This window comes from Exiguobacterium sp. s166, from assembly GCF_018618855.1.
GTDB lineage: Bacteria > Bacillota > Bacilli > Exiguobacteriales > Exiguobacteriaceae > Exiguobacterium_A.
Window position 1 is genome coordinate 137040 of the sequence record NZ_JACSMU010000006.1, and the last position, 22591, is coordinate 159630.

Here is a 22591-nt window from a genome sequence, read left to right on the forward strand (position 1 = left end):
CAAAATGAAGTCCGCTGTCCAGTACTACCGGGACAGCGGACTTCATTTTGTTTAGAAGGAAATGGTTTCACCGTCATCCGGGATGAGGAAATGCGCGGACAGATGATGAGCGGCCAGAAAATCGGCAATCATATCGCGGCGCAGAAGACAATGGTTGACGGACTCGAGATGCGAGACGATGATCGTGGCTTCAGCCGCCGCCTGATGAACAGCAAGCAAGTCACGCTGGGACATCGTAATCGGTTCGCCGGTCAGGAATTGTGCAGCACCACTGTTGACGATGATGATATCTGGCGCATGTTGTTCAATCGCCGTCGCGACTTCATCACACCAAATCGTGTCACCGGTGATATAGAGCGTCGGTTCGTCCGGATGTTTCAAGACGAGACCGGACACGGTACCCATCCGTTGACCGATTTCACCGACACCGTGCTGTCCCGACGTATGGGAGACACGGATATCACCGAGCGACAGTCCGTCTTCGAATGAAGAGACATTGGTGAATCCGGCTTCGCGGATCGTGGCCGCATCCGTCTCATTTTGCGTATAAAGCGGAATTTGTTTCGGTAACACTTCTTTTGCCGTCTCGTCAAAATGGTCGGCATGCAGATGGGTGACGAAAATCGCGTCCGGATCAAGTAACGTCGCGATATCGACCGGTAAGTCGACGAGCGGGTTCGGAACGGCATTAGGTGTGTGACCAAACGGCGGTAAGGTTCCTTTTTCACCGAGAAACGGATCGATTAAAAATACTTGATTGGCATAAGTAACGACGAGTGTCGCATTACGGATCTGTTGAATATCCACAGGCAGTCTTCCTTTCGGGTTGGGAATGTTTCACTGTTCGTTCATTTCCCATTCAGACGCCGGACTAATCATATCTGCTCGTCGATCGTTTTCGGAAGCAACTTTTCCATCGCCAGGACATCGACATAATACCCGTTGAGCATACCCTGTTCCTTAAATGTTCCGACAATCCGGAAACCGGACCGGATGTACAGTTTTTGACCGAGTCTGTTAAACGGAAACGTAAACAGAATCAACTTGTGGAACCCTTGCGTAATCGCGTGTTCTTCAATGACATGGAGCAGCTGACGCCCGATGCCTTGTCCGCGGTGGGTCCGGGTGATGTAGACCGATAGTTCACCGACCGATTGATAGACGGGGCGCGGATTGTAGGGGTCAAGTGAGATGAAGCCAAGGATCGTCGTTCCTTCATACGCTACAAACCCGGCATAGCGGGGTGTCCGTTCCTGATACCAGTCCTGCATGAAAGATAATTCCTTGGTATCCGTTTCAAGCGTCGCGATCCGATCTTCGATGCCTTCGTTATAGATGTCGAGGATGTCTTGTAAATCAGCTTCTTGGACAGGACGAATCATCATACACGTGACCTCCAATTCAAAAGAGTCTTTTCTTCATTATATAGGAGGAAACGAAAACAAGCGGTATGTTTGTAAGATAGGAATGGAGCAGAAAAAAACAGACAGCCGGATGGACCGGGCCGTCTGCTATTCGGATGTTTCCTCAGTTTGTAGTTTCGATCGGATCTTTTTCGTAAATTGGAACCCAACCATCCGTTGTCACGAAAATCCGGACCGCAACGACTTGGCGATCGTCCTGTAGTGTGAAGTAATGACGTGTATTGACGGGAACGGAAATCAAATCTCCGGGGTTCAGTTCAATGTTGTAATAGCCGACTTCGTCGTCCTGGATCGCAAAGACGCCGTGACCGCTGACGATGAACCGGACTTCGTCATCCGTATGGTGGTGCTCTTTTTGGAAGTTGACGAGCAACTCATCTAAGTTCGGTGTCGCATCGGACAGTGAGATGATATCGGCCGTCTGGTAGCCGCGGCGTTCCGAGACGTCCGTAATTTCCGGCTCGAACGTATCGAGAATCGTTTGTTTGTCCGCGTCCGTCAGCGTATAGGTGTCGACCAGTTCTGCCGGGAGTTTCGAGACATCCCATTGTTCATACAGGACACCACGTGAAGAAAGAAAAGCGGAAACCTCGTTTTGATCCGTATACCGTTCGTTTGTCTTTTGGAAAAGTACTGTTGCCATTTTAAATTCCTCCTTTTAATGAATCGCCTGTCGGCACGTTTGCAGTTTTAACGTGTAGCTGAATAAAAATTCAAAGGCTTCCAACTGTTTTTTCGCTTCAAAGGCAGTCGGTGCCCAGACGGTGATCCCGTGATTGCGAATCAGGACGGCACCGCTTTCCGTTTTTACATGCTTGGCAAACACTGCGGCAAGAGTCGGGATATCCGCATGGTTCGCAATAACCGGTACGACGACTTCCGCATCTTCTTCCCAGCGGCCGAGTGCCTTGATGATTTCCTGACCGGTAAACCGGATTTCCCCGCGGTCTCCGTAGAGTTCTGAAATGACATTGTTGTCGACGGTATGGACATGAAGCGAGCAGCCGGCCGTCGTCCGGTTAAAAACTTCGACATGAAGTAACGTCTCCGCGGAAGGACGTCCGTTTTGTTCGCCGATCAATTGACCGGTCGCGTCAACATGGACGAAATCGTCCGGCGTGTCCTGGCGTTTATCTTTGCCGCTTGCCGTCACAAGAAATTCCGTCGGACTGCTGTTCGTTCGAATGGCGAGGTTACCGCTCGTGCCGGGAAACCAGTCGCGTGCGGCGAACTCCTGCTTGATAGCGCGGAGTTCTTCGTATCGTTTCAAGAATGTCATGCATGCACCCCCGTGGTCTGTAAGTGTTTGACGATGTCATAAAACGTTTCAAACGGCGTATAGGGAATACCGTGCTGTTCACAGAGTGTTATCAGATAACCCCGGGCATAGACGTGATCAGCCTTTTTCGCCAGTTCAAAATCCGTCACGGAATCGCCGATTGCGATGATCGTATCGCCGTCCTGCTTCAACTTCCGGGCGATTGACGTTTTACAACAGCCGCATTGATTGTTGCATGCCGCATCGCAAGCGTGTGGCCATTCAATCCGGACCGTCTCTTCACTGAAGTCACTGCCGTTGCAGTAAATCGTTTCATCTGTCAGTAAACAGGCAAGAATCGGTTGGACAAAAAAGTCAATTCCGCCGCTGACAATCGCAAAGTCGATTCCGTTTGATTTGGCAAAGGCGAGTAAGGTGTCGAAGCCGGGACGGATGACTGCCCGATTAATCAAAAAATCGATATACTCCTGTTTTCGATCTGAGGGCAACAATCGGAACATCTGTCCAACCCCGGACCGGATCGACAGCGACCGGTCGAGCACACCTTTTTTTAATGGTTCAAATGCTTCTTGCGGGGCAAACTCTTTCATCAAGGCGATGATGTTGTCGTGTTCCGTCACCGTGCCGTCGAAGTCACATAAAATCCGAGTCGTCATTTCGTGATCCCCCAGGCGTCAAGGGCGACCCGTAATTCTTCCTGCCGCGTTGCGGCACTTGTCAGCGATTCTCCGGTCAGTGCGGCGTCGAGCGCCTGACGAAATGCAAGGACACCGGCCGCTGCCCCTTGCGGATGACCGTGAACGCCGCCTCCGGCATTGATGACCGAATCGGTACCGAAATCACGGACGAGCTGAGCGACGAGGCCGGGATGGATGCCGGCGGACGGAACCGGCAGAATCGTCTTCGTTTCTCCGATTCGCGTCGCTTCAACGGCGATCCCGCGGGCCAAATCTTTGGCGAGTGCAACGTTACCATAGGGAGACGGGAACAATGTCAAGTCAGCACCGGCCAGTCGGGGTAACGTTCCAAGCAGAACAGGAGCCGAAATACCGTATTCAGGACTTGCGATCAAGGCACCGCTTAAGGCCGGGTGATTAAAAATCGGGACGGAAATGTCCGCATCGGCAGCCAACTCGCGCAGGACATCGAGTCCGTATGTAAACGTGTTGAGCAGGAAGGCCGTGGCACCTGCTTCAATCAGGCGTTTTGCCTGTTCCTTCAAGCCGAAGACGGGACCGCTTAACGTAATCGCATAAAGCGCCCGTTTGCCGGTGCGTTCATAATGGGCGTCGAGGACTTCCCGTCCGATCCGTGCCCGGTCGAGTGCCGGCGTCAACGGATTGTCGTATAGAATCTCATCATCTTTAACGAGATCGATGCCGCCCGCGAGCTGTGCTTCGAGTTGTTCCCGTAAAAAGACGAGGTCCCGTCCGATGACTCCTTTAAATATGCTCATCAACAGGGGACGGTCATGGACCTGAATCAATTGACGGACTCCTTCAATCCCGAATTTGGCACCGGGAAAGTCGTTCGTGAATGACGGGGGAAGCTGTAAGTCGGTTAACTTGATTTGTCCATCGAGCGACAGTTTACCGAAGACCGTCGTTAAGATAGCGGAAAAGTCCCGTGAGACGTTGTGTTCCGGATAACGGATCGTAATGTAACCTTTGCCGTCATGTTCTTCTGTATGGACGACCTGTCCTTTAAAGGATTCCAGTTGTTGTTGTTCCAAGTGATTTAAATCGGTCCATGAACCGACCGTCAGACCGAGCGCGATTTGCTCTGCCCGTTTCGGCAACTGATCGGTCGTTCCGAGTTGGTATGTTGCGGTAATGTACGCCATATGAATCGTCTCTCCCTTATTGAAAAATACAAAAATGGTCCCTCGTCAATGACAAGAGACCATGAAAATTTGCGCGTGGACTCTTATCTGTCAGCGTATTAGCTGCAAGAATTAGCACCGTGCCAAGTGGTCGGTTGCTGCGACATCGTAGGGCTCGTCCCTCCGTCTGCTCTTGATAAGAATTGGATGAAATTGTGAAATCTAATTGCAATTTTTACATGAGATCCATCACTTGTCAAACTATATTTTGAAAATTTATTTTTTTGAAAATACTTCTTCTATAGACGGTTCCGTTTTTGAATCCGTTTCACTAAAAATTGGAATTGACAGACGGCCAGCAACGCACGTAGTATTCAAATCAACATCAAATCACATGACAACTACATATGACTCTTATCGTGAGTTGGCAGAGGGAATTGGCCCGAAGACGCCGCAGCAACCGACCATCCGGCACGGTGCTACATCCAACAGACATTCGTCTGAGAGATAAGAGGACGGAGTATTCTGCCGCGCCTCTTTTCTTTGACGAAAAGAGGCGTTTTTTCGTGTGATCAACAAGGAGGAAACCAGAATGGGATACCAAGCATTTACAGTACAGGACGCGATTGAACGGGTCCGGACACTCGGATTAATCGGCAATGAACCGGTGACGGCAGAAGAGATCGGGGACGGGAATTTAAATCTCGTTTTCCGGATTCAGGAAGGAGAAAAACGGCTGATTTTAAAGCAGGCGTTGCCATATGCGAAAGTCGTCGGGGAAAGCTGGCCGCTGTCGCTCGAACGGGCCTGGATTGAACAATCGGCCTTAAAAGAATTCGCAAAAGTCGCTGTTCCTTTCGTTCCGCACGTCTACCATGCGAGCAAGGAAGAAGCGTTTACGGTGATGGAGGATTTGTCGCATTTGACGATCGCCCGGACCGGCTTGCTCGAAGGGGAAAAGTATCCGTTACTCGCGGAACACATCGGTTCGTACCTGGCGCGGACACTGTTTTATACGTCGGATTTTGCGCTTGGACCGGTCGCGAAAAAACAAGTGGCACGGAACTACTACAATCCGGATCTCTGTGATATCACGGAAAAATTGATCTTCACAGACCCGTTTTATGATGCGGAAACGAATGCGATTGAAGCAGGCCTCGAAGCGGAAGCGGTTCGGTTATGGCAGGATGCAGAACTGAAACGCGAAGTCGCGAAACTGGAAACACTGTTCATCACAAAAGGTGATGCATTATTGCACGGTGACTTACATACCGGAAGTATTTTTGCTTCAGCCGATGAAACGAAAGTCATCGATCCCGAGTTCGCCTTTTACGGACCGTTTGGTTTTGATGTCGGACAATTCATCGCCCATCTCTGCTTTGCCGCGTATCCAAACTATGCCGAGTTACGGGATGGACGGGTGAAGGATATCGATACGTTTTGGCTGACCTTTGCGTCGACGTTCAAAGCATTATGGGAACGCGAAGCGGTAGAGCCGTTCCGTTCGGCGGGCGGACTTGTCGACGATGTCCTCAGTACGATTTTACAGGACGCACTGGGCTTTGCCGGTTGTGAGTTGATCCGGCGGACGATTGGATTGGCACCGGTTGCGGACCTCGAGAACATCACGGACGCGAGGGAACGACTTGAGCGGAAACGTCATGCGTTACGTCTTGGAGTGGCATTGATCAAACGCCGGACCGAATGCAAGACGTTCACCGATTTACGAAACTTCGATTTGACGGAGGAACTCAGCCGATGAGCCAATTCGTCCAAAGCATCATCTATGACAACGGGACGGTGACGATTTTGGATCAGACCCGGCTCCCGGAAGAAGAACGATACGAGGTTATCCATGACTTGGCGCAAGCGATTGACGCCATCAAACAATTGCGTGTCCGCGGTGCACCGGCCATCAGCCTGTTCGGCGGCTTCATCCTTGTGCAGGAAGCATTCCGCCGGACGACAGGGTCACTTTCTGAAGCGAAACAAGAACTGTTGACGGTGTCGGCCCAATTGCTCGCAACCCGGCCGACCGCTGTCAATTTGCGGAACGTGCTTGATGAGCTGAATCAAATTATTGTCTCGAGTACGGCGCTTGCCGAGTTACCAAAACGGTTGGAACAAAAGGCGCTCGAACTGTATGAAACGGATGCCAAGACATCCCGGCAAATCGGGATCCACGCATTGGAATTATTTGAGTCCGGTGACCGGGTTCTGACGATTTGTAATGCCGGATCGATTGCGACAGCGGCTTACGGGACGGCACTCGCCCCGTTTTATCTCGCGAAAGAACAGGAAATTCTGCTCTCCGTTTATGCGTCGGAAACGCGGCCGTTACTGCAGGGAGCGCGTCTGACGACATGGGAACTGCAACGGGCCGGTATTGACGTGACCTTGATTACCGATAATATGGTCGCCCATACCATCAAAGAAAAAAACATCACCGCCATCATCGTCGGTGCCGACCGGATTACCCGAAACGGGGATACCGCGAATAAAATCGGGACGTTTCAACTGGCGTTACTGGCCCGTGCTTTCGGGATTCCGTTTTATGTCGCGGCACCCCTTTCGACCTTTGATTTGACGAGCTTGTCGGGAGACGAGATTGAGATTGAAGAACGCGATGCCCGTGAAGTGACGCAATTCGCAGGGAAAGCAACGGCGCCGGCCGGTGTGGCCGTCTTTAATCCGGCGTTTGACGTGACACCGCACGAATTGATCACGGCAATCATTACGGAACTGGGAGTCATCAAGCATCCGTCCGTCGAAACGATCGAGCAGACAATCGGACAACAAATACGTTAAACAGACTGGGGAGATCGAAATGAAAAAATTAGCATTTGCGGTACTTGCACCGGCGGTCTTGCTGGCTGCTTGCGCCAATAGCGAAGCGACACCGACGAAAAAAATCAGTGGTGTACCGGAAAGTGTCCAGGGAGACGTCAAAATTGCCGTCATCCGCAATCTGGCATCCGATGACCATACGAAACAGTTTTTGGACGGAGCTCGTTCGGAAGGGGAAGCGCTCGGTTTTCAGGTTAACACGTTCATCTCGGAAGGCAATGACGTCAAATTCAAGGAACTCGTCGCCCAAGCCGTCCAACAGGATTATGACGGACTGATCATCTCGCACGGAAAAGAGGATTATGCCTACGACATGATCAAACCGGCAATCGACAAAGGAATCAAAGTCGTGACGTTCGATACAGTGACAAAGAAAAAGGACCAGACGTTAAAAGGCATCACGGAAACGTTCCAGGATGATCATAAACTGGCACAGCTTTCACTCGATGAAGTAACGAAAGTCAAAGACGATCAGCCGGTCCGGGTCATCAAACTGTGGTTCGGTCCGGGATTTGCCCCGCTTGACCGCCGTCAGGAAATCTACAAGACATACGAAGCAGACGGAAAAATTAAAACGCTTGAAACAGTCGGACCAACGAACTTCCAGGATGTCCAAGGCGATATTGCGACGAAGATGAACGCGATTCTCGCCAAATATCCGAAAGGAAGTATCGATGCCGTCTGGGGTGCTTGGGATGAAGTCGCCAAAGGAGCCTATAAATCCTTAAAGGATAACAAACGTCAGGAGATTCCGTTGATTTCAATCGACGTTTCGAACCAGGACATCAATCTGATGCGTGAAAAGGGCAGTAACTGGGTGTCGACGAGTGCCGTCGATCCGCATTTGATCGGACAGACGGATATGCGTCTGCTGGCGAAAAAGCTGGCCGGGGAAAACACACCGGACACTTTTGACCTAGACGCTAAACTGGTCGAACAAAAAGCACTGAAAGCCGATACGACGATGTACAATCTCGATACGATCATCAAAGGCTGGAGTACGTCCGAAAAGTTCAATGAACCGTGGATGGAAAAACTGCGGAAAGCGAATGACGGGAAATGACCCGTCCGGTGAAGGAACAACGACTGGAGATGCAGGGAATTTCAATCGAATTCCCCGGCGTCAAGGCGCTGGACGATGTTGATTTTTCCGTGGGCCGCGGGGAAATCCATGCGCTTGTCGGAGCGAACGGAGCCGGTAAATCCACGCTGATGAAAGTGTTGGCCGGGGCGTACGATTCATATGACGGAACGATTTGGTTTGACGGTGTACCTCTGACAATCGATTCACCGGCTGCCGCAAAACGGGCCGGGATTGAAATCGTTTATCAGGAAGTCGATACGGCACTGGTCGGTTATTTGACCGTGGCGGAAAATATTTGTCTCGATGTGCTGACGAACGGACAGCTGAAAGGGTTCATCAGACGGCAGCGATACGAGGAAATAGCCGAACGTGCTTTACGGAAACTGAAAGCATCAATTGATGTCCGGCAGCGGGTCAGCGAGTTGCGTCTGGCCGAAAAACAACTGGTCTTGATTGCCCGCGCCTTGGTCCAGGAGAGCCGGTTCCTGATATTGGATGAGCCGACCGCCCCGCTCAGCGGACGGGAAACGGAGCAACTGTTTCGCATCATTCGTGAGCTGGCAGAGACGGAACAACTGGGCGTCATCTTCATTTCCCACCGGCTGCAAGAACTATTTGAGATTTGTGAATCCATTTCTGTCATGCGGGACGGCAAGCTGGTGTCACGTCAGCTTCTTGCCGGACAAACAAAGGAAACAGTCGTCGAACAGATGCTGGGCCGGCGTCTGCGCCAATCGAAACGGGAAGCGCGTCCGGCGGGTGCACCATCACTTGAACTCGACCGGGTCACAGTCGCCGGACAACTGGATGACATCTCGTTAACCGTCCGTGCCGGAGAAGTGATCGGAATTGCCGGACTCGTCGGTGCCGGTAAGACGGAACTGTGTAAAACGATTTTCGGATCGCTTTCTGTCACTTCGGGATCGATTCGTCTGCATGGAGAAACACACCGCCTTCGTTCGCCGAATGATGCAGTCCGGCTCGGTATTGGGCTGGTGCCGGAAGAACGGCGGAAAGAAGGGATTTTAGTCGCAGATCCGATTGACCAAAACATGACGGCAGCCAGTCTCCAACAATTCGTCAACCGGTTCGGATTTATACAGAAAACAAAGGAGCGGACCGCAGCTCAAAAAATCGTGCAGCAACTGTCGATTAAAGTCAGCAGTACCGAGCAACGTGCCGCCGACTTATCCGGCGGGAACCAGCAAAAAGTCGCCATCGGGAAATGGTTGCTGGCAGACGCGTCCGTCCTGGTATTGGATGAACCGACAAAAGGCGTCGATGTCGGGGCGAAAGCGGAAATCTTCCAAGTGATTGATCAATTGGCTGCAGAACAGAAAGCCGTCATCTATGCGTCGAGCGAACTGGATGAACTGCTGGCTGTGACCGACCGGATTTATGTCATGTATGACGGACGGATCGTGTTTGAAACGACCACTGCGGAAACGACCGAAGAACAATTATTGTGGTATGCAACAGGAGGACAACAGAATGAATGATGTATTGCAAAAACCGACGGCAAAGCCGGACGCACCACGAACCGCACCGGGAAAACCGTTATTACGCTTTTTGAACGACTGGGGCATCGTCCTCGCGATTGTTGCACTTATTCTGTTCTTTGCCATGACGGCGCCGAATTTCTTACAAGGGACGAACCTGGTCAATATTTTACGAAGCATCTCGATTGTGACCATCATCGCCATCGGATTAACGATTTCGTTGACGGTCAACGGCTTTGACTTGTCCGTCGGTTCAACCGCAACCTTTGCCAGCTCGCTCGTCGTCTCTTTTTTTGTCTGGTACAGCCTGCCGCTCGGCGTCTCGATTGGTCTGGCCCTCGTAATTGCCTTGGCGGTCGCACTCGTCAACATTTTGTTGATTGTGAAGTTTAAGATTCCGGATCTGTTCGCCACACTTGCGACGATGTTCATTTTTGAAGGCGTCGCGATGACCTATACCGGTGGCGGATCAATCAGTGCCGGGATGCCCCGTCTCGACGGAACACCGACGGTCGGATTGATTCCGGAGTCGTTTTTAAAAATCAGTCAGGCGCCTTGGATCATTCTGATCATGCTTGTCGTCGTCGCCGTGACGCATGTCTTTTTGAACTATACCCGGCATGGACGTTTTTTGTACATCATCGGCGGAAATCCGGAAGCGGCCCATCTGACCGGAATCCGGGTCAACCGGTACCGGGCACTCGCTTATCTGATTGCCGGATTACTGGCGGCTGTCGGCGGGATCTTGCTGGCGTCGCAAGTCGGTTCCTCCCAAATCAATGCCGGATCCGGTTATTTGATGCCGGCTGTTGCAGCAGCGTTCATCGGTTCTTCATTTGCCGGACAAGGGAAGCCGAATGCGCTCGGGACACTGGTCGGTGCTTGTCTCGTCGGAATTCTTGAGAACGGGCTCGTCATGTTGTCGGTACCGTATTATTCACTGAACATCATCAAAGGTGCCGTTTTGGCGCTTGCCTTGGCTTCGACCTATTACCGTTTCAAAAAAAATTAAAAAAAGTGGTTTAACTTCGAATAGAATAGGTAATATTCAGTATATGAAAGGATGGTGATGCACATGAATGATTATCAATGTATAGGGAACGATCGCATGTCGCTTCGAGAAGAAGAGGATCACCGGACTTGACGGACGCAACATGACAATAGACACGAAGTGATTCGTGTTTTACGTGCAGATTGCACGGTTCAAGAACGGTTTACGATATGTGATCGTTCCTGAAAGCAGGAAGGGGGAGTCGCGAACAGCGGCGCCCCCTTTTGTGCGTATTCAGCTATCCCTATGCCTTTAAAAGCATCGACAGATATGAGATGATATAAAAAGTCAGAAAATTCAACTACTAAACAGCAAGGGGCCAGACAATGCGAACATATACGAAGGAGATTCAAGCGATCATCGACAACGTAGAAAAAGTAATCATCGGAAAAGAAAACGTGATTACACAATCTTTAGCAGCATTACTTGCCGGAGGTCACGTGTTACTCGAAGACGTACCGGGTGTCGGAAAGACGATGCTCGTTCGCGCATTCAGCCGTTCGATTGGTTTGACATTTAAACGTGTCCAATTCACACCTGATCTGCTGCCGTCCGATTTGACGGGGGTTTCGATGTATAACCAAAAGACGAGTCAGTTTGAATACCGGCCGGGTCCTTTGATGGGAAACATTGTCCTGGCAGATGAAATCAACCGGACCTCACCAAAAACACAATCTGCATTGCTCGAAGGGATGGCAGAAGCGAATGTCACGGTGGATGGAGAAATTCACACGCTTCCTAATCCCTTTTTTGTCATGGCGACTCAAAATCCGATTGAACATGAAGGGACGTATCCGCTTCCGGAAGCCCAACTCGACCGGTTTTTGATTAAGGTCAAGATGGGTTATCCCGACTTTCAACAAGAAATGAAGCTATTGACGCGGTTCGAACGGGATGAACCGATCGAGACGCTCGAGTCCGTCATCACACGTGACGAATTGTTACGGATGAAAGAGGCCGTGAAGGACGTTCATGTCTCTCAACCGGTTAAAAAATATATCGTTCAACTGGTCCAGGCGACACGGACGCATGCATCCCTTTATCTCGGAGCCAGTCCGCGGTCTTCGATCGCCCTGATGAAAGTGGCACAAGCCTGGGCGTACATGGAAGGACGGTCATTCGTCTTACCGGATGACGTCAAGGAGCTGTTGACGCCTGTGCTCTCGCACCGCCTGATTTTAACAGCGGACGCACGCTATCACGGACAGACGGCAGAACGAATTCTCGAACAAGTGAAAAAAGAAGTCACCGTGCCGATTCAGCAGGATGTGGAGTCCTTATGACGAGATGGCAAATCGGTTGGCGTTACGCCGTCTTGCTGATCACACTCACCGCGTTATGGGTCTATGCCCGGATTGACGGCGGGAATGTCGCATCGCTGTTGGTTTATGTCATGGCAGGATTGACCGTGTACTGGACACTGTTTTTGATTTGGCCCGTCACGCAAGCGTTGGCGACGCGGGAAGTTTCCAATAAGATGTTGATTGCGGGAACCGATATACCGGTCTCGCTTCAAGTACGACGGAAGTTTCCGTTCCTTGTCGGGGCCGTCGACGTGACGGAAGCCGTTCCGGATGCACTCAGTGAAGAACCGCTGAATATCCGGCATCCGCTGCGGGCACATTACCGGAAAGTCGAACACATTGATTATTTGATTCCATCGATCCGTCGTGGACTGTATCAAATTCCCGGTTGTGTACTGGAAATACGCGATCCGTTCGGCTTGTTCATGCGGAAAAAGCTCTATCCGGTCGAAACATATCTGGCAGTCGAACCTGCCCGGTTGGCGGTTCAACTGCCGCACGAAGATGACCGTGGCGACGGCGGGATTTCTCCCGTTTCACTCGATCTCCGGCAATCGTCCTTTACGGTCGTCGGTGTCCGCGAATACGTCAGCGGGGACCGGATGAATCAGATTGACTGGAAATCGACCGCGAAACGGCAGGGATTGATGACGAAAACGTTTGAACGGGAACAGGAACGCGAGACGACGATTGTATTTGACGAAGGAACGGTCAGTGATGAGAACTTTGAAAAAAGTATTTCCATGCTGGCTGCCGCGACGGATCAACTGAACAAACGTCATCTGAATTACCGGATTCACCTCGTCGGGCACGGTGTGCAGTCCTTATCGTTGCCGCTTGAAGGCGCGAAGTTGACCCACTATCTGATGACGGCGCAACCGAGCCGGACCCGGTCATTCATCGAATCCTGGGAATACTCTTCGAAAGCGTTACGACTGAGCGGAAATGTCCTGTTCATCACACCGGATCTCGAATCCAACAATGAAATGTGGATTTCGAAAGTCCGGCAGGAAGCAAGCGTTCATGTCTACACACCAGAGAGGAGGACGACCGGATGATACGACGACTGATTTGGAATCTGCTTGCAGGATTACTGTTTGCGAGCTTCATGCCGCCGTTACTCGAACTGACGACATTTGAGAGTGTCATTCCGTTCTTGCCGCTCCTGTTGACCCCCCTCCTGTTGTCGCATCTGCGGCGCAGCTGGTTTTTACTCAGCAGTTTGCTTGCGTTACTCGTTTCGTTTTACTTTATTTTGATTCCCGGAGAAGCACCGTGGAACTTGTTCCGTGAAATCGCGGGCGACATCAACCGTGTCATCAACGGAGAGTTACCGGGACGTCCGGCATTTGCCTTCTCGATTGGACTGATCAGTTTTTTGATCGGCTATTTGGCGCGGCGGACGTTTCCGAACCGAGGCTTTGTTTTCGGGCTGGCGCTCGGCGTCATCGGCTTCATTGCCTACTGCGACACATGGACGGATTACTCGGGAGAACATTTCATCATCTATCCGATCGTCCTGGCACTGTTTCTGTTGTATGCGACAGAAGTCAGCGAACGTCCGACGGCGTCTTACGTCCGTCCGCTCAGTGCGTTGCTTATCATCGGAGCGACAGTGGTTGCTGCTGTTCAAAGCCCGGTCATTACGGCGACGTGGCAGGATAGCTGGTATGACTGGACCGATGGTTTCGAGAGTGAGGGCACATCGTCGAGCCGGATTCAAAAAGTTGGCTACGGCAACAACGACGAGCAGCTCGGCGGTCCGTTCCAGATGGACGACCGGGAAGTCTTTCAGGTCGAAAGTGAAGGCAGCCGTTACTGGCGTGTCGAGACAAAAGACGTCTATACCGGAAAAGGCTGGGTCCTGTCGAAATCAGAACCGGAAATTGATTCGCGGGGATTTTTCTCGCACTTCGGAGATGATGTCAAGACACGGGAAGAACGGGCGACATTTGAACTGTCACGGGAGCTGCCGTTTGTGCCGTATAACGGGGACAATGTCCGTTTGAGTGTAGATAAGCAACGGCAAAATCTGTTGATTGATCCGGAAAATCAAAAGGTCTCGTACCTGGATGATGCGGAACGCCAGCAAAATTATCAGATTCAATACACGTATCCGTTGTTTACGGAAGAATTGCTCCAGACGGATGAGCCGATTACATTGTCGGAGATGGAGCAGGACCGGTATTTACAGTTACCGGATACGTTACCGAATCGTGTCCGAGATCTCGCGGAAGAGATCGTCGCGGACGAAGACAGTCCGTGGGACAAAGCGAAGGCGATCGAAAGTTATTTTGAGCAGGAAAACTTCGAATACAATACGGAAGAAGTCGCCGTACCGGAAGAAAATCAGGATTATGTCGATCAATTTTTATTTGAGACGAAACTCGGCTACTGTGATAATTTTTCGACGTCCGCGACCGTGTTATTACGCGCTGCCGGTTTGCCGGCCCGCTGGGTAAAAGGATTTACGGGCGGCGAATCGGATGTCATCGGGGCAGCCGTGACGAGTTATACGGTCCGCAATAAAAATGCCCACTCGTGGGTCGAAGTCTATATCGAAGGACCGGGTTGGGTACCGCTCGAACCGACCGTCAGTTTTGACGGAGCCGGACAATATACGATTGATCAGGAAACGAATAATGAGACCGAACAAGCGAATCCGCAACGCGATACGGAGACCGATACGGAAACCGCAACACCGGAACGTCCGCAGGAGAATCTGCTGGATGAAGAACAAACGACGACAGCAGCGCAGACCGAACAACAATCGTTTCCGATTTGGCCGGTTGTCGGTGTAATCGTCGGACTGGTATTCTTGTATCTGTTCCGGAAACCGTTGACCCGGACCGCGGCGATTTTATTTTTCCGCAACCAGCTTCATCGTCCGGAAGGATTCAAGCGGATGTACCGTTTCTTATTGCGCCGTCTCGACAAACAAGGCTTCCACTACAAGGACGGCCGGACACTGACGGAACTTGCGCATGAGGTTGACGGATATTACGAAACGTATGCGATGCGTCCGTTGACGGATGCCTATGAACGGATGGTCTACGGAGGCGAATCGTTATCGGTTGATAAAAAACGTGAATATTTCGAAAATATCATTCGACGGATAGAGGGTTGATATTTTCGAATTGATACAGTTACAATGGGAACAACGTAAATCATACATGCATCTCCTTTGTATATACTCGCGAATATGGCGTGAGAGTCTCTACCGGGTCACCTTAAACGACCTGACTATGAAGGAGCAGACCCTTCGTATACACTTTTTTGTGAAGCGGCCTGCTCTTTTTCCATTTATCTATGGGGGAAGAGTGGGCTTTTTTCATCGGGGTACGCATGAAATTGGAAAGGCGGGAATAGATTTGGAAGCACATTTGGACCAAGAAATGATCCTCGTCCTCGACTTTGGAGGTCAGTACAATCAATTGATCACACGCCGCATTCGTGATCTCGGAGTTTACAGTGAACTGCATTCGCATAAGATCACTGCAGCGGAAGTAAAAGACATCGCACCAGCCGGTATCATCTTCTCCGGTGGACCACGGAGTGTCTACGCAGAAGACGCGTACCGCTGTGATCCAGAAATCTTTGACCTCGGCATTCCGATTTTCGGAATTTGTTACGGTATGCAATTGATGTCGCAACACTTTGGTGGAACGGTTGAACGCGCCGGACACCGCGAGTACGGAAAAGCGACGTTGACACTCAACGATCCATCGCCGATGTATGCGAACCTCCCGCTCGAACAGACGGTTTGGATGAGCCACAGTGACCTCGTCACATCGGTACCAAACGGTTTCGTCGTCGATGGAACAAATGTCTCGTGCCCAATTGCTTCAATCAAAAACGAAGAGCTGAAGATGTACGGCGTCCAGTATCATCCGGAAGTCAACCATACGATGTTCGGTAAAGAACTCTTGAAAAACTTCCTCTTCGAAGTCTGTCAGTGTACGGGCGACTGGTCGATGGAAAACTTCATCGAAATCGAAATCGCAAAAATTAAAGAAGAAGTCGGCGATAAAAAGGTCCTTTGCGCCCTTTCAGGCGGCGTTGATTCATCCGTCGTCGCGGCACTCATTCACGCAGCAATCGGTGACCAGTTGACATGTATGTTCGTCGACCACGGTCTCTTGCGAAAAGGGGAAGCCGAAAGTGTCATGAAGACATTTGCGGATCACTTCCACATGAACGTCATCAAGATTGACGCGCAGGACCGCTTCCTCAACAAGTTAAAAGGGATCTCGGATCCGGAGCAAAAACGAAAAATCATCGGGAACGAATTCGTTTATGTATTCGACGAAGAAGCGTCGAAGCTGACGGATATGGACTTCCTGGCTCAAGGAACGCTTTATACGGATATCATCGAAAGCGGAACAGATACGGCCCAAACGATTAAATCACACCACAACGTTGGTGGATTGCCGGAAGACATGCAGTTCAAGTTGATCGAACCGATCAACACGCTGTTCAAGGACGAAGTCCGCGAACTCGGAAAAGAACTCGGTTTGTCGGACGAAATCGTCTGGCGTCAGCCGTTCCCGGGACCAGGTCTCGGGATCCGTGTCCTCGGTGAAATCACAGACGAGAAACTTGAAATCGTCCGCGAATCCGATTTCATCCTCCGTGATGAAATCAAAAAAGCCGGTCTCGAACGCGAAATTTGGCAGTACTTCACGGTCTTGCCGCCGCTTCGTTCAGTCGGTGTCATGGGCGACGAGCGGACATACGACTATGCCGTCGGAATCCGTGCCGTTACGTCAATCGACGGTATGACATCGGACTGGGCACGCATCCCGTGGGACGTGCTCGAGAAGATTTCAGTCCGGATCGTCAACGAAGTTCAGAACGTCAACCGCGTCCTGTACGATGTGACGTCGAAACCACCTTCAACGATTGAGTGGGAATAAGAACTAGACTTGCTGAGGAGATTCGTCTCATGAAGCCTGTCCTACCAACGTGTTAAAGGACACAGGTGAAAGGAAGTCCGTTTCACCTTCAACAACTCTATTTTAAAACGAAGCTCTCTTTTGTTCACACGATTTGTGAATGAAAGGGGCTTTTTTCGCGACTAAAATCATGGAACTGTTGAGTGACGTCAAACTGAACCAACAAATTCTAAGGAGTAAAATAAGACACACCGAGCTGTGTATCGTACAGTTGATATAATATGAAGTCAGTAATGAAATGGAATAGGTGGCGAACCACTATGATTGATTGGACATGGCCTGAAGTTGATCGATTAGAGCATCAAGAGAATTGGAATGAAGCAAAAGAATATCTTATAAAAGCATGGCAACAAAATCCGACGGACTTAAAAACGACTGTACGACTTGGCTTTTTTTGTTGGTATGTCGTAGTCGAACAAGGGCCGCTTGGGATTACAGATGCAGATATAGATACGGATGAATTAGAGTCTGTGTTGACTGAAGTGACAAATTTCGGTTTGGCTCATTTTATAACGCATGAAGATTTTCTCTGGTGTTTTGGTTATATGATTTCCATGTTTCCTTATTACTTTGGAGACTATGAACAGTGGGAAGAAAAAGGGATTTCCATGTTAAAGCATGCTTATGAATTGTATCCTGAGGAACCTATATATAAATATTCTTACTTAGGATCTTTCACGAATACTTATCGAACACGTAAGAATGAATTAAAGCGGGTAAAACCTGTTTTAGAAGATCGATTTAGAGGAGAAGGCCTACTGTCTGAGTACTTTAAAAGTATATTTAGCTAACATTCCAGATGATTTTTAATCCTCAATTTTTTTGCATGAGATCTGATGTATAAAAAATGTGAAGAAGTATAGAGGGGTTAAGGCGAAATATTAGTTTTTTTGTTGATTAATGCAAAACATGGAATGCCAGAAGAAAGTCTGTTGCTAAACCAGCGCGGACTTTCTTTTAATTAAACATGTGAAAAAAATGTTTAATTAAAAAAGAAGTAGGGGAAATTCAAAATGTTGGCATTTAAAATTACTTGTAAGCGTTTGATATTTGATTTTAACATTGAATTTTAAACGCTGTTTATCCCAAAGGAGGAGAAGGTCATGAGTAGAAAAGAAAATACATTTATCGACGTGTTTAATACCCAAGCGGAAGTATTAAGTAAAGTGAATGAATTAAAGGCACAGGGTTACAATGAAAGCGATATGTATGTCGTCGCACAAGATAAAGATTCGTTTTCTATGTTAAAAGACCAGACAGACGTCCATGTGGATACTACGGGTGAAGAGCAGCATCAAGGGTTCATGGGGAAATTTATGGCCGCCTTCTCTGAAGATTCTTCTGCGGGAGCATTCAGTGGTATGGGATTGGATCGTACTGAATCGGAAGAGTATCGCCGTCAAGTACAAAACGGCAAATTAGTATTGTATGTAGACAGTGAGTATGGGGATTCTTACGAAAAACACAATCAAAGTTATGGTGTTGCTTCAGATATGAACGGGGATCAAGGATACGGTACGACTTCCGGAGTGGACCGGAATCAGGATTATGATAACTCTTCAAAAACGGATCGGACATCTGCTATTGCACCAGATGCTGGAACAGAGGAAGAACGTCTTCGCTTGCATGAAGAACGTTTGAACGTTGATAAAGAAAGAGTTCAAACTGGAGAAGTAAATGTCAGCAAACGTGTTGTCGAAGATCAACAATCCATCGAAGTGCCTGTTGAACGCGAAGAAGTATATGTGGAACGTCGCCCGGTCAACGAGAGCGAAACAAGAACAGATGATTTTGTAGATGAAAATGATTCGATTCATGTTCCACTTTCTGAAGAACGCGTTGTCGTTTCAAAACAAGATGTTGTTACTGAAGAAATTGTCGTCGGGAAACGGAAAGTTCAGGATACGGAAACCGTCTCAGAAACAGTTCGCCGTGAAGAAGCAGATATTGATGATAGTGTGAGTACTACTAATAACCTGGACCGAGACAACGATCTTGATCGGGATAACAGACTTGACCGAGATAATGATCTTGATCGAAACAACGGACTTAATCGAGATGACAGAAGATAATTTTTTAGTTAATGGTTAAGAGGGCGTAGCTTATGAGCTACGCTCTTTTTATTTATATGGAATACGATATCTTGGTACAAAGACGCTGACCATCTATATATACATACTTTATAAGTTTGTGGTTAAAAGGCTCATCGCCTCTGCTTATTTTAATGAGCTTACGATAAGAAAAGGATACTGGCGATTGTTCTTGTAGTTGGCTTGGGAAGAATCACGATTCGTTTTCAGTTATCCCCGCTCTTGTTTAAGAACGACAGACGTAATTAGGAAAACTTGGAAGAAGTGAGTTAATTGAGAAAAACGCTTCCAAAACCGAACGTTCGGATTATTTAAACGACTAAATTTCGTTTTTATGGTTGACCCGCAATTTTGAGCATGCTACGATGTGTCTGTTCTTATTTTAATTATCCACTAAAAAACAAAAAATAATGCCGTATAATTCTGGGGATATGGCCCGGAAGTCTCTACAGGAACACCTTAAAGGTTCCTACTACGGCGTGCACTGATTCTGGTGTGCGCTTAAAGAAACGGCTTTTACCGCTTAGGTAACTGCCGTTTTTTTCGTTTCTTGAGACGGCTTATTTGGAAAGAGGGCAATCATGAGCACACAGATGAAACCGCAACAACCAAAACAAAAGGAGAATGCGATTGCGCGTTACTTCGATTTTAATGGACTCGGTACGAATATGCGGACAGAGTTCATCGCCGGTATGACGACGTTCTTCGCGATGGCCTACATCTTGTTCGTCAATCCGAACACACTCGCAGAAGCGGGAATGGATGCGGGAGCGGTCTTCGGTGCAACAGCACTTGTTGCCATCATCGGTTCGGTTACGATGGGCTTACTCGCCAATTACCCAATCGCTCTGGCACCAGGTATGGGATTGAATGCGTTCTTCGCTTACAGTGTCGTCATCGGAATGGGGATCCCATGGCAAACGGCTTTATCCGGTGTTTTAGTATCCGGTCTGGTCTTCATGGTGTTAACAGCGTCTGGTATTCGGGAAACAATCATCAATGCGATTCCAGAACCGCTTAAAATGGCAGTAGCTGCCGGAATCGGTTTATTCATTGCTTTCATCGGCTTAAAAACGGGCGGTATCGTCGTCGCCAATGAAGCAACACTCGTGTCACTCGGTAACCTGGGGCAGGGGACGACATTACTTGCTGTCTTCGGTTTAGTCATCTCAGCTATCTTGATGACACGCGGAATTAAAGGGGCGATCTTCTTCGGAATGATCATCACAGCCATTGCCGGTATGATCTTTGGTTTAATTCCGGTCCCGTCAGGTCTCAGTGAAATCGTCTCAGCACCACCAAGTATCGCACCGACATTCGGTCAAGCATTCTTACACTTTGACGAAATCTTCACAGTCCAGATGGCAGTCGTCATCCTGACATTCTTCTTCGTTGATTTCTTCGATACAGCAGGAACACTTGTTGCAGTCGCAAACCAGGCAGGATTGATTAAAGAAAATAAAGTCCCGCGTGCCGGGCGCGCCTTGATTGCAGATTCGACGGCAACGGTCGCAGGTTCAATTCTCGGAACATCGACTACGGTCTCTTACATTGAATCAAGTGCGGGTGTCGCAGCAGGCGGTCGTTCAGGAATGACGGCGATTGTTACCGGTTTATTCTTCGGACTTGCATTGTTCTTCTCGCCACTCCTCGCAGTTATCACAGCACCGGTAACAGCACCGGCATTAATCATCGTTGGTGTATTGATGGCTTCATCTCTTCTCCAGATTGACTGGAAGAAGTTCGAGTACGCGGTTCCGGCCTTCTTGACGGTCATCATGATGCCGCTTACGTATTCCATTGCAACCGGAATCGCTTTCGGATTCTTGTTCTATCCGATTACGATGATTGCAAAAGGTCGCGCGAAGGAAGTCCATCCGATCATGTACGCGATGTCACTCGGATTCCTTGCTTACTTCATCTGGTTACACTGAGTTTCCTTTTATAGTTAACGCCTTTCTTCTATATAGAAGAAAGGCGTTTTTTTTATGCAGGAGGGAAAGGGAAATAAGAGGAGGTGTTTCCATGATTGAAAAGATTACAGGTCCTGTCTTTGAATACTTGGCGGAGCATAAAGGGTTGATTGGAACGGCGCGGAAGGTGGGGCTGCCGTTAGGGGGGGACATTTTTTGTCGGTGGACAACGGACGGAAGAAACCATCGAGACGGTTCGAACCTTAAATCAGGACGGACGAGCAGTCACAGTGGACTGTCTCGGTGAATTCATCGAAACGGAACAAGATGCAATCGGGATTGCTGATGAATGCATCAAAGTCATTCATCGGATTTCGGAAGAAAAGTTGAATGCGCAAGTCTCATTGAAACTGACTTCAGTCGGATTAAGGTTAAATCCGAAAATTGCAGTTGCGCAGATGACACGGATTTTGGAAACAGCAGAAACGTTTGATTTGCGTGTCACGATTAATATGGAAGAAGAAGCCGTATGTGAAAGCATCATTCAAGTTTTTGAACAATTGCATCGTCGTTTTTCAAATGTCGGAATCGCTTTGCAAGCCAATCTATACCGAACGCGTTTTGATCTTGAACGATTGCATTCGACGGTTCGTGTCGTCAAGGGTGCCTATACGGGTCCGGAAGACATTTATATCGAGCGGAAAGAAACGGTGGATGCGACGTATTTACAACTCGTGAAACAAAATCTTTTGCAAGGCTGTTATACGCAAGTCGCGACACATGACGAAGATATGATTCAAGAAGTCATTCGATTCGTCCACCGACAGGGAATTGGATTCGATCAATTTGAATTCCAGATGCTGCAAGGGATGCGGCCGAAGCGGCAACAGGAATTAGCAGCTGAAGGATATCGTGTCGTCATTTATGTCCCTCATGGTGTCGACTGGTATACGTATCTGATGAAACGTTTGGCGGAACGACCGGCCAACATCGGCTTCACGGCAATGAGCATGTTAAGACTCTAAAGGCTTTACAAAGGGTTTTTAAATCCTTTGTAAAGTTTTTTTGAAATAATGCTTGTGTTTGTCGAATTTTGTTGGTATATTAATAAATGTTCCAGCGAGACGCCTTTTATAAACGGTTTGTTGGGGCTGAAAAATCTTTTCTAAAACGTGGTTGACATAATCGAAAGAACCTGTTAATCTATTGAAGTCGCTAACACGACGCGGAAGAAATGACGAACTTTGAAAACTGAACGATGAGGCAAAAAACGTATCTTCGGATACAAACAATGAATGAAGCGCAAGCTTCGTCAACGTGACT

General features: G+C 49.0%; 21 protein-coding genes and 4 riboswitches. Of the genes, 14 read left to right on the top strand and 7 right to left on the bottom strand.

Annotated elements, in window-relative coordinates:
- Positions 1–51 precede the first annotated feature (51 nt).
- The 6 genes from KNP93_RS12980 to KNP93_RS13005 all read right to left on the bottom strand — a co-directional run bounded on the left by KNP93_RS12980 (position 52) and on the right by KNP93_RS13005 (position 4546).
- Complete coding sequence (locus tag KNP93_RS12980) at positions 52–807, bottom strand: MBL fold metallo-hydrolase (protein ID WP_214855634.1); 756 nt, start codon at positions 805–807, stop codon at positions 52–54.
- 68 nt (positions 808–875) lie between these two features.
- Positions 876–1385 (bottom strand): arsinothricin resistance N-acetyltransferase ArsN1 family A, encoded by a 510-nt coding sequence (locus tag KNP93_RS12985; RefSeq protein ID WP_131503416.1) that lies wholly within the window; start codon positions 1383–1385, stop codon positions 876–878.
- A 142-nt stretch (positions 1386–1527) separates the two neighbouring features.
- On the bottom strand, positions 1528–2067 hold the full coding sequence (locus KNP93_RS12990) for a 1,2-dihydroxy-3-keto-5-methylthiopentene dioxygenase (RefSeq protein WP_214855636.1): 540 nt from the start codon (positions 2065–2067) through the stop codon (positions 1528–1530).
- A 15-nt stretch (positions 2068–2082) separates the two neighbouring features.
- Complete coding sequence (locus KNP93_RS12995; RefSeq protein WP_214855638.1) at positions 2083–2703, bottom strand: methylthioribulose 1-phosphate dehydratase; 621 nt, start codon at positions 2701–2703, stop codon at positions 2083–2085.
- Complete coding sequence (locus KNP93_RS13000; protein ID WP_214855641.1) at positions 2700–3359, bottom strand: 2-hydroxy-3-keto-5-methylthiopentenyl-1-phosphate phosphatase; 660 nt, start codon at positions 3357–3359, stop codon at positions 2700–2702. The genes KNP93_RS12995 and KNP93_RS13000 overlap by 4 nt, the downstream gene beginning before the upstream one ends.
- A complete protein-coding gene (locus tag KNP93_RS13005; protein WP_131503420.1) occupies positions 3356–4546 on the bottom strand; it encodes a 2,3-diketo-5-methylthiopentyl-1-phosphate enolase in 1191 nt (396 codons plus the stop codon). The genes KNP93_RS13000 and KNP93_RS13005 overlap by 4 nt, the downstream gene beginning before the upstream one ends.
- A gap of 80 nt (positions 4547–4626) precedes the next feature.
- A riboswitch (SAM riboswitch) is annotated at positions 4627–4728 on the bottom strand.
- A gap of 208 nt (positions 4729–4936) precedes the next feature.
- Positions 4937–5039: riboswitch (SAM riboswitch) on the top strand.
- A gap of 78 nt (positions 5040–5117) precedes the next feature.
- On the opposite strand from KNP93_RS13005, the gene mtnK reads away from it, so the two are divergent.
- The 14 genes from mtnK (at position 5118) to KNP93_RS13070 (ending at position 22293) form a co-directional block, all read left to right on the top strand.
- Positions 5118–6287, top strand: coding sequence for an S-methyl-5-thioribose kinase (gene mtnK, locus KNP93_RS13010; protein WP_214855644.1), 1170 nt, complete (start codon positions 5118–5120; stop codon positions 6285–6287).
- Positions 6284–7333 (top strand): S-methyl-5-thioribose-1-phosphate isomerase, encoded by a 1050-nt coding sequence (gene mtnA, locus KNP93_RS13015; RefSeq protein ID WP_188005122.1) that lies wholly within the window; start codon positions 6284–6286, stop codon positions 7331–7333. The genes mtnK and mtnA overlap by 4 nt, the downstream gene beginning before the upstream one ends.
- A gap of 19 nt (positions 7334–7352) precedes the next feature.
- Positions 7353–8435, top strand: coding sequence for a sugar ABC transporter substrate-binding protein (locus tag KNP93_RS13020; protein ID WP_131503423.1), 1083 nt, complete (start codon positions 7353–7355; stop codon positions 8433–8435).
- A complete protein-coding gene (locus tag KNP93_RS13025; protein ID WP_131503424.1) occupies positions 8432–9955 on the top strand; it encodes a sugar ABC transporter ATP-binding protein in 1524 nt (507 codons plus the stop codon). Before KNP93_RS13020 ends, KNP93_RS13025 begins: the two co-directional genes overlap by 4 nt.
- Entirely contained in the window at positions 9948–10967 is a 1020-nt protein-coding gene (locus tag KNP93_RS13030; protein WP_214855647.1) for an ABC transporter permease, read from the top strand. The genes KNP93_RS13025 and KNP93_RS13030 overlap by 8 nt, the downstream gene beginning before the upstream one ends.
- Before the next feature lie 365 nt (positions 10968–11332).
- Complete coding sequence (locus KNP93_RS13035; protein ID WP_214855650.1) at positions 11333–12289, top strand: AAA family ATPase; 957 nt, start codon at positions 11333–11335, stop codon at positions 12287–12289.
- Positions 12286–13368 (top strand): DUF58 domain-containing protein, encoded by a 1083-nt coding sequence (locus KNP93_RS13040; protein ID WP_214855653.1) that lies wholly within the window; start codon positions 12286–12288, stop codon positions 13366–13368. The genes KNP93_RS13035 and KNP93_RS13040 overlap by 4 nt, the downstream gene beginning before the upstream one ends.
- Positions 13365–15437, top strand: a complete 2073-nt coding sequence (locus tag KNP93_RS13045) for a transglutaminase TgpA family protein (RefSeq protein ID WP_214855656.1) — start codon at positions 13365–13367, stop codon at positions 15435–15437. The genes KNP93_RS13040 and KNP93_RS13045 overlap by 4 nt, the downstream gene beginning before the upstream one ends.
- Before the next feature lie 37 nt (positions 15438–15474).
- A riboswitch (purine riboswitch) is annotated at positions 15475–15576 on the top strand.
- 129 nt (positions 15577–15705) lie between these two features.
- Complete coding sequence (gene guaA, locus KNP93_RS13050) at positions 15706–17226, top strand: glutamine-hydrolyzing GMP synthase (RefSeq protein ID WP_041261800.1); 1521 nt, start codon at positions 15706–15708, stop codon at positions 17224–17226.
- Between the two features lie 299 nt (positions 17227–17525).
- The gene (locus KNP93_RS13055; protein ID WP_188005128.1) at positions 17526–18056 is read left to right on the top strand and encodes a hypothetical protein; all 531 of its coding nucleotides are present in this window, start codon (positions 17526–17528) and stop codon (positions 18054–18056) included.
- Between the two features lie 312 nt (positions 18057–18368).
- Positions 18369–19337, top strand: a complete 969-nt coding sequence (locus KNP93_RS13060; RefSeq protein ID WP_214855659.1) for a YsnF/AvaK domain-containing protein — start codon at positions 18369–18371, stop codon at positions 19335–19337.
- 411 nt (positions 19338–19748) lie between these two features.
- Positions 19749–19850, top strand: a riboswitch (purine riboswitch).
- A gap of 134 nt (positions 19851–19984) precedes the next feature.
- On the top strand, positions 19985–21289 hold the full coding sequence (locus tag KNP93_RS13065) for an NCS2 family permease (protein ID WP_214855676.1): 1305 nt from the start codon (positions 19985–19987) through the stop codon (positions 21287–21289).
- 91 nt (positions 21290–21380) lie between these two features.
- Positions 21381–21575, top strand: a complete 195-nt coding sequence (locus tag KNP93_RS15710; RefSeq protein ID WP_251138816.1) for a hypothetical protein — start codon at positions 21381–21383, stop codon at positions 21573–21575.
- Positions 21559–22293, top strand: coding sequence for a proline dehydrogenase family protein (locus KNP93_RS13070; RefSeq protein WP_371819931.1), 735 nt, complete (start codon positions 21559–21561; stop codon positions 22291–22293). The genes KNP93_RS15710 and KNP93_RS13070 overlap by 17 nt, the downstream gene beginning before the upstream one ends.
- Before the next feature lie 18 nt (positions 22294–22311).
- Here KNP93_RS13070 and KNP93_RS13075 read toward each other — a convergent pair.
- The coding region (locus tag KNP93_RS13075) for a hypothetical protein (RefSeq protein WP_214855662.1) at positions 22312–22591 on the bottom strand (280 nt) is incomplete at its 5' end.

What these genes read in the sequence shown, in the direction of transcription:
- KNP93_RS13035 (WP_214855650.1), top strand. Translation starts at nt 11,333, where the DNA reads ATGCGAACATATACGAAGGAGATTCAAGCGATCATCGACAACGTAGAA.
- KNP93_RS13040 (WP_214855653.1), top strand. Translation starts at nt 12,286, where the DNA reads ATGACGAGATGGCAAATCGGTTGGCGTTACGCCGTCTTGCTGATCACA.
- KNP93_RS13000 (WP_214855641.1), bottom strand. Translation starts at nt 3,359, where the DNA reads ATGACGACTCGGATTTTATGTGACTTCGACGGCACGGTGACGGAACAC.
- KNP93_RS13060 (WP_214855659.1), top strand. Translation starts at nt 18,369, where the DNA reads ATGAGTAGAAAAGAAAATACATTTATCGACGTGTTTAATACCCAAGCG.
- KNP93_RS13055 (WP_188005128.1), top strand. Translation starts at nt 17,526, where the DNA reads ATGATTGATTGGACATGGCCTGAAGTTGATCGATTAGAGCATCAAGAG.
- guaA (WP_041261800.1), top strand. Translation starts at nt 15,706, where the DNA reads ATGATCCTCGTCCTCGACTTTGGAGGTCAGTACAATCAATTGATCACA.
- KNP93_RS13030 (WP_214855647.1), top strand. Translation starts at nt 9,948, where the DNA reads ATGAATGATGTATTGCAAAAACCGACGGCAAAGCCGGACGCACCACGA.
- mtnK (WP_214855644.1), top strand. Translation starts at nt 5,118, where the DNA reads ATGGGATACCAAGCATTTACAGTACAGGACGCGATTGAACGGGTCCGG.
- KNP93_RS12985 (WP_131503416.1), bottom strand. Translation starts at nt 1,385, where the DNA reads ATGATGATTCGTCCTGTCCAAGAAGCTGATTTACAAGACATCCTCGAC.
- KNP93_RS15710 (WP_251138816.1), top strand. Translation starts at nt 21,381, where the DNA reads ATGATTGAAAAGATTACAGGTCCTGTCTTTGAATACTTGGCGGAGCAT.
- KNP93_RS13020 (WP_131503423.1), top strand. Translation starts at nt 7,353, where the DNA reads ATGAAAAAATTAGCATTTGCGGTACTTGCACCGGCGGTCTTGCTGGCT.
- KNP93_RS13005 (WP_131503420.1), bottom strand. Translation starts at nt 4,546, where the DNA reads ATGGCGTACATTACCGCAACATACCAACTCGGAACGACCGATCAGTTG.
- KNP93_RS13045 (WP_214855656.1), top strand. Translation starts at nt 13,365, where the DNA reads ATGATACGACGACTGATTTGGAATCTGCTTGCAGGATTACTGTTTGCG.
- mtnA (WP_188005122.1), top strand. Translation starts at nt 6,284, where the DNA reads ATGAGCCAATTCGTCCAAAGCATCATCTATGACAACGGGACGGTGACG.
- KNP93_RS13025 (WP_131503424.1), top strand. Translation starts at nt 8,432, where the DNA reads ATGACCCGTCCGGTGAAGGAACAACGACTGGAGATGCAGGGAATTTCA.
- KNP93_RS12990 (WP_214855636.1), bottom strand. Translation starts at nt 2,067, where the DNA reads ATGGCAACAGTACTTTTCCAAAAGACAAACGAACGGTATACGGATCAA.
- KNP93_RS12995 (WP_214855638.1), bottom strand. Translation starts at nt 2,703, where the DNA reads ATGACATTCTTGAAACGATACGAAGAACTCCGCGCTATCAAGCAGGAG.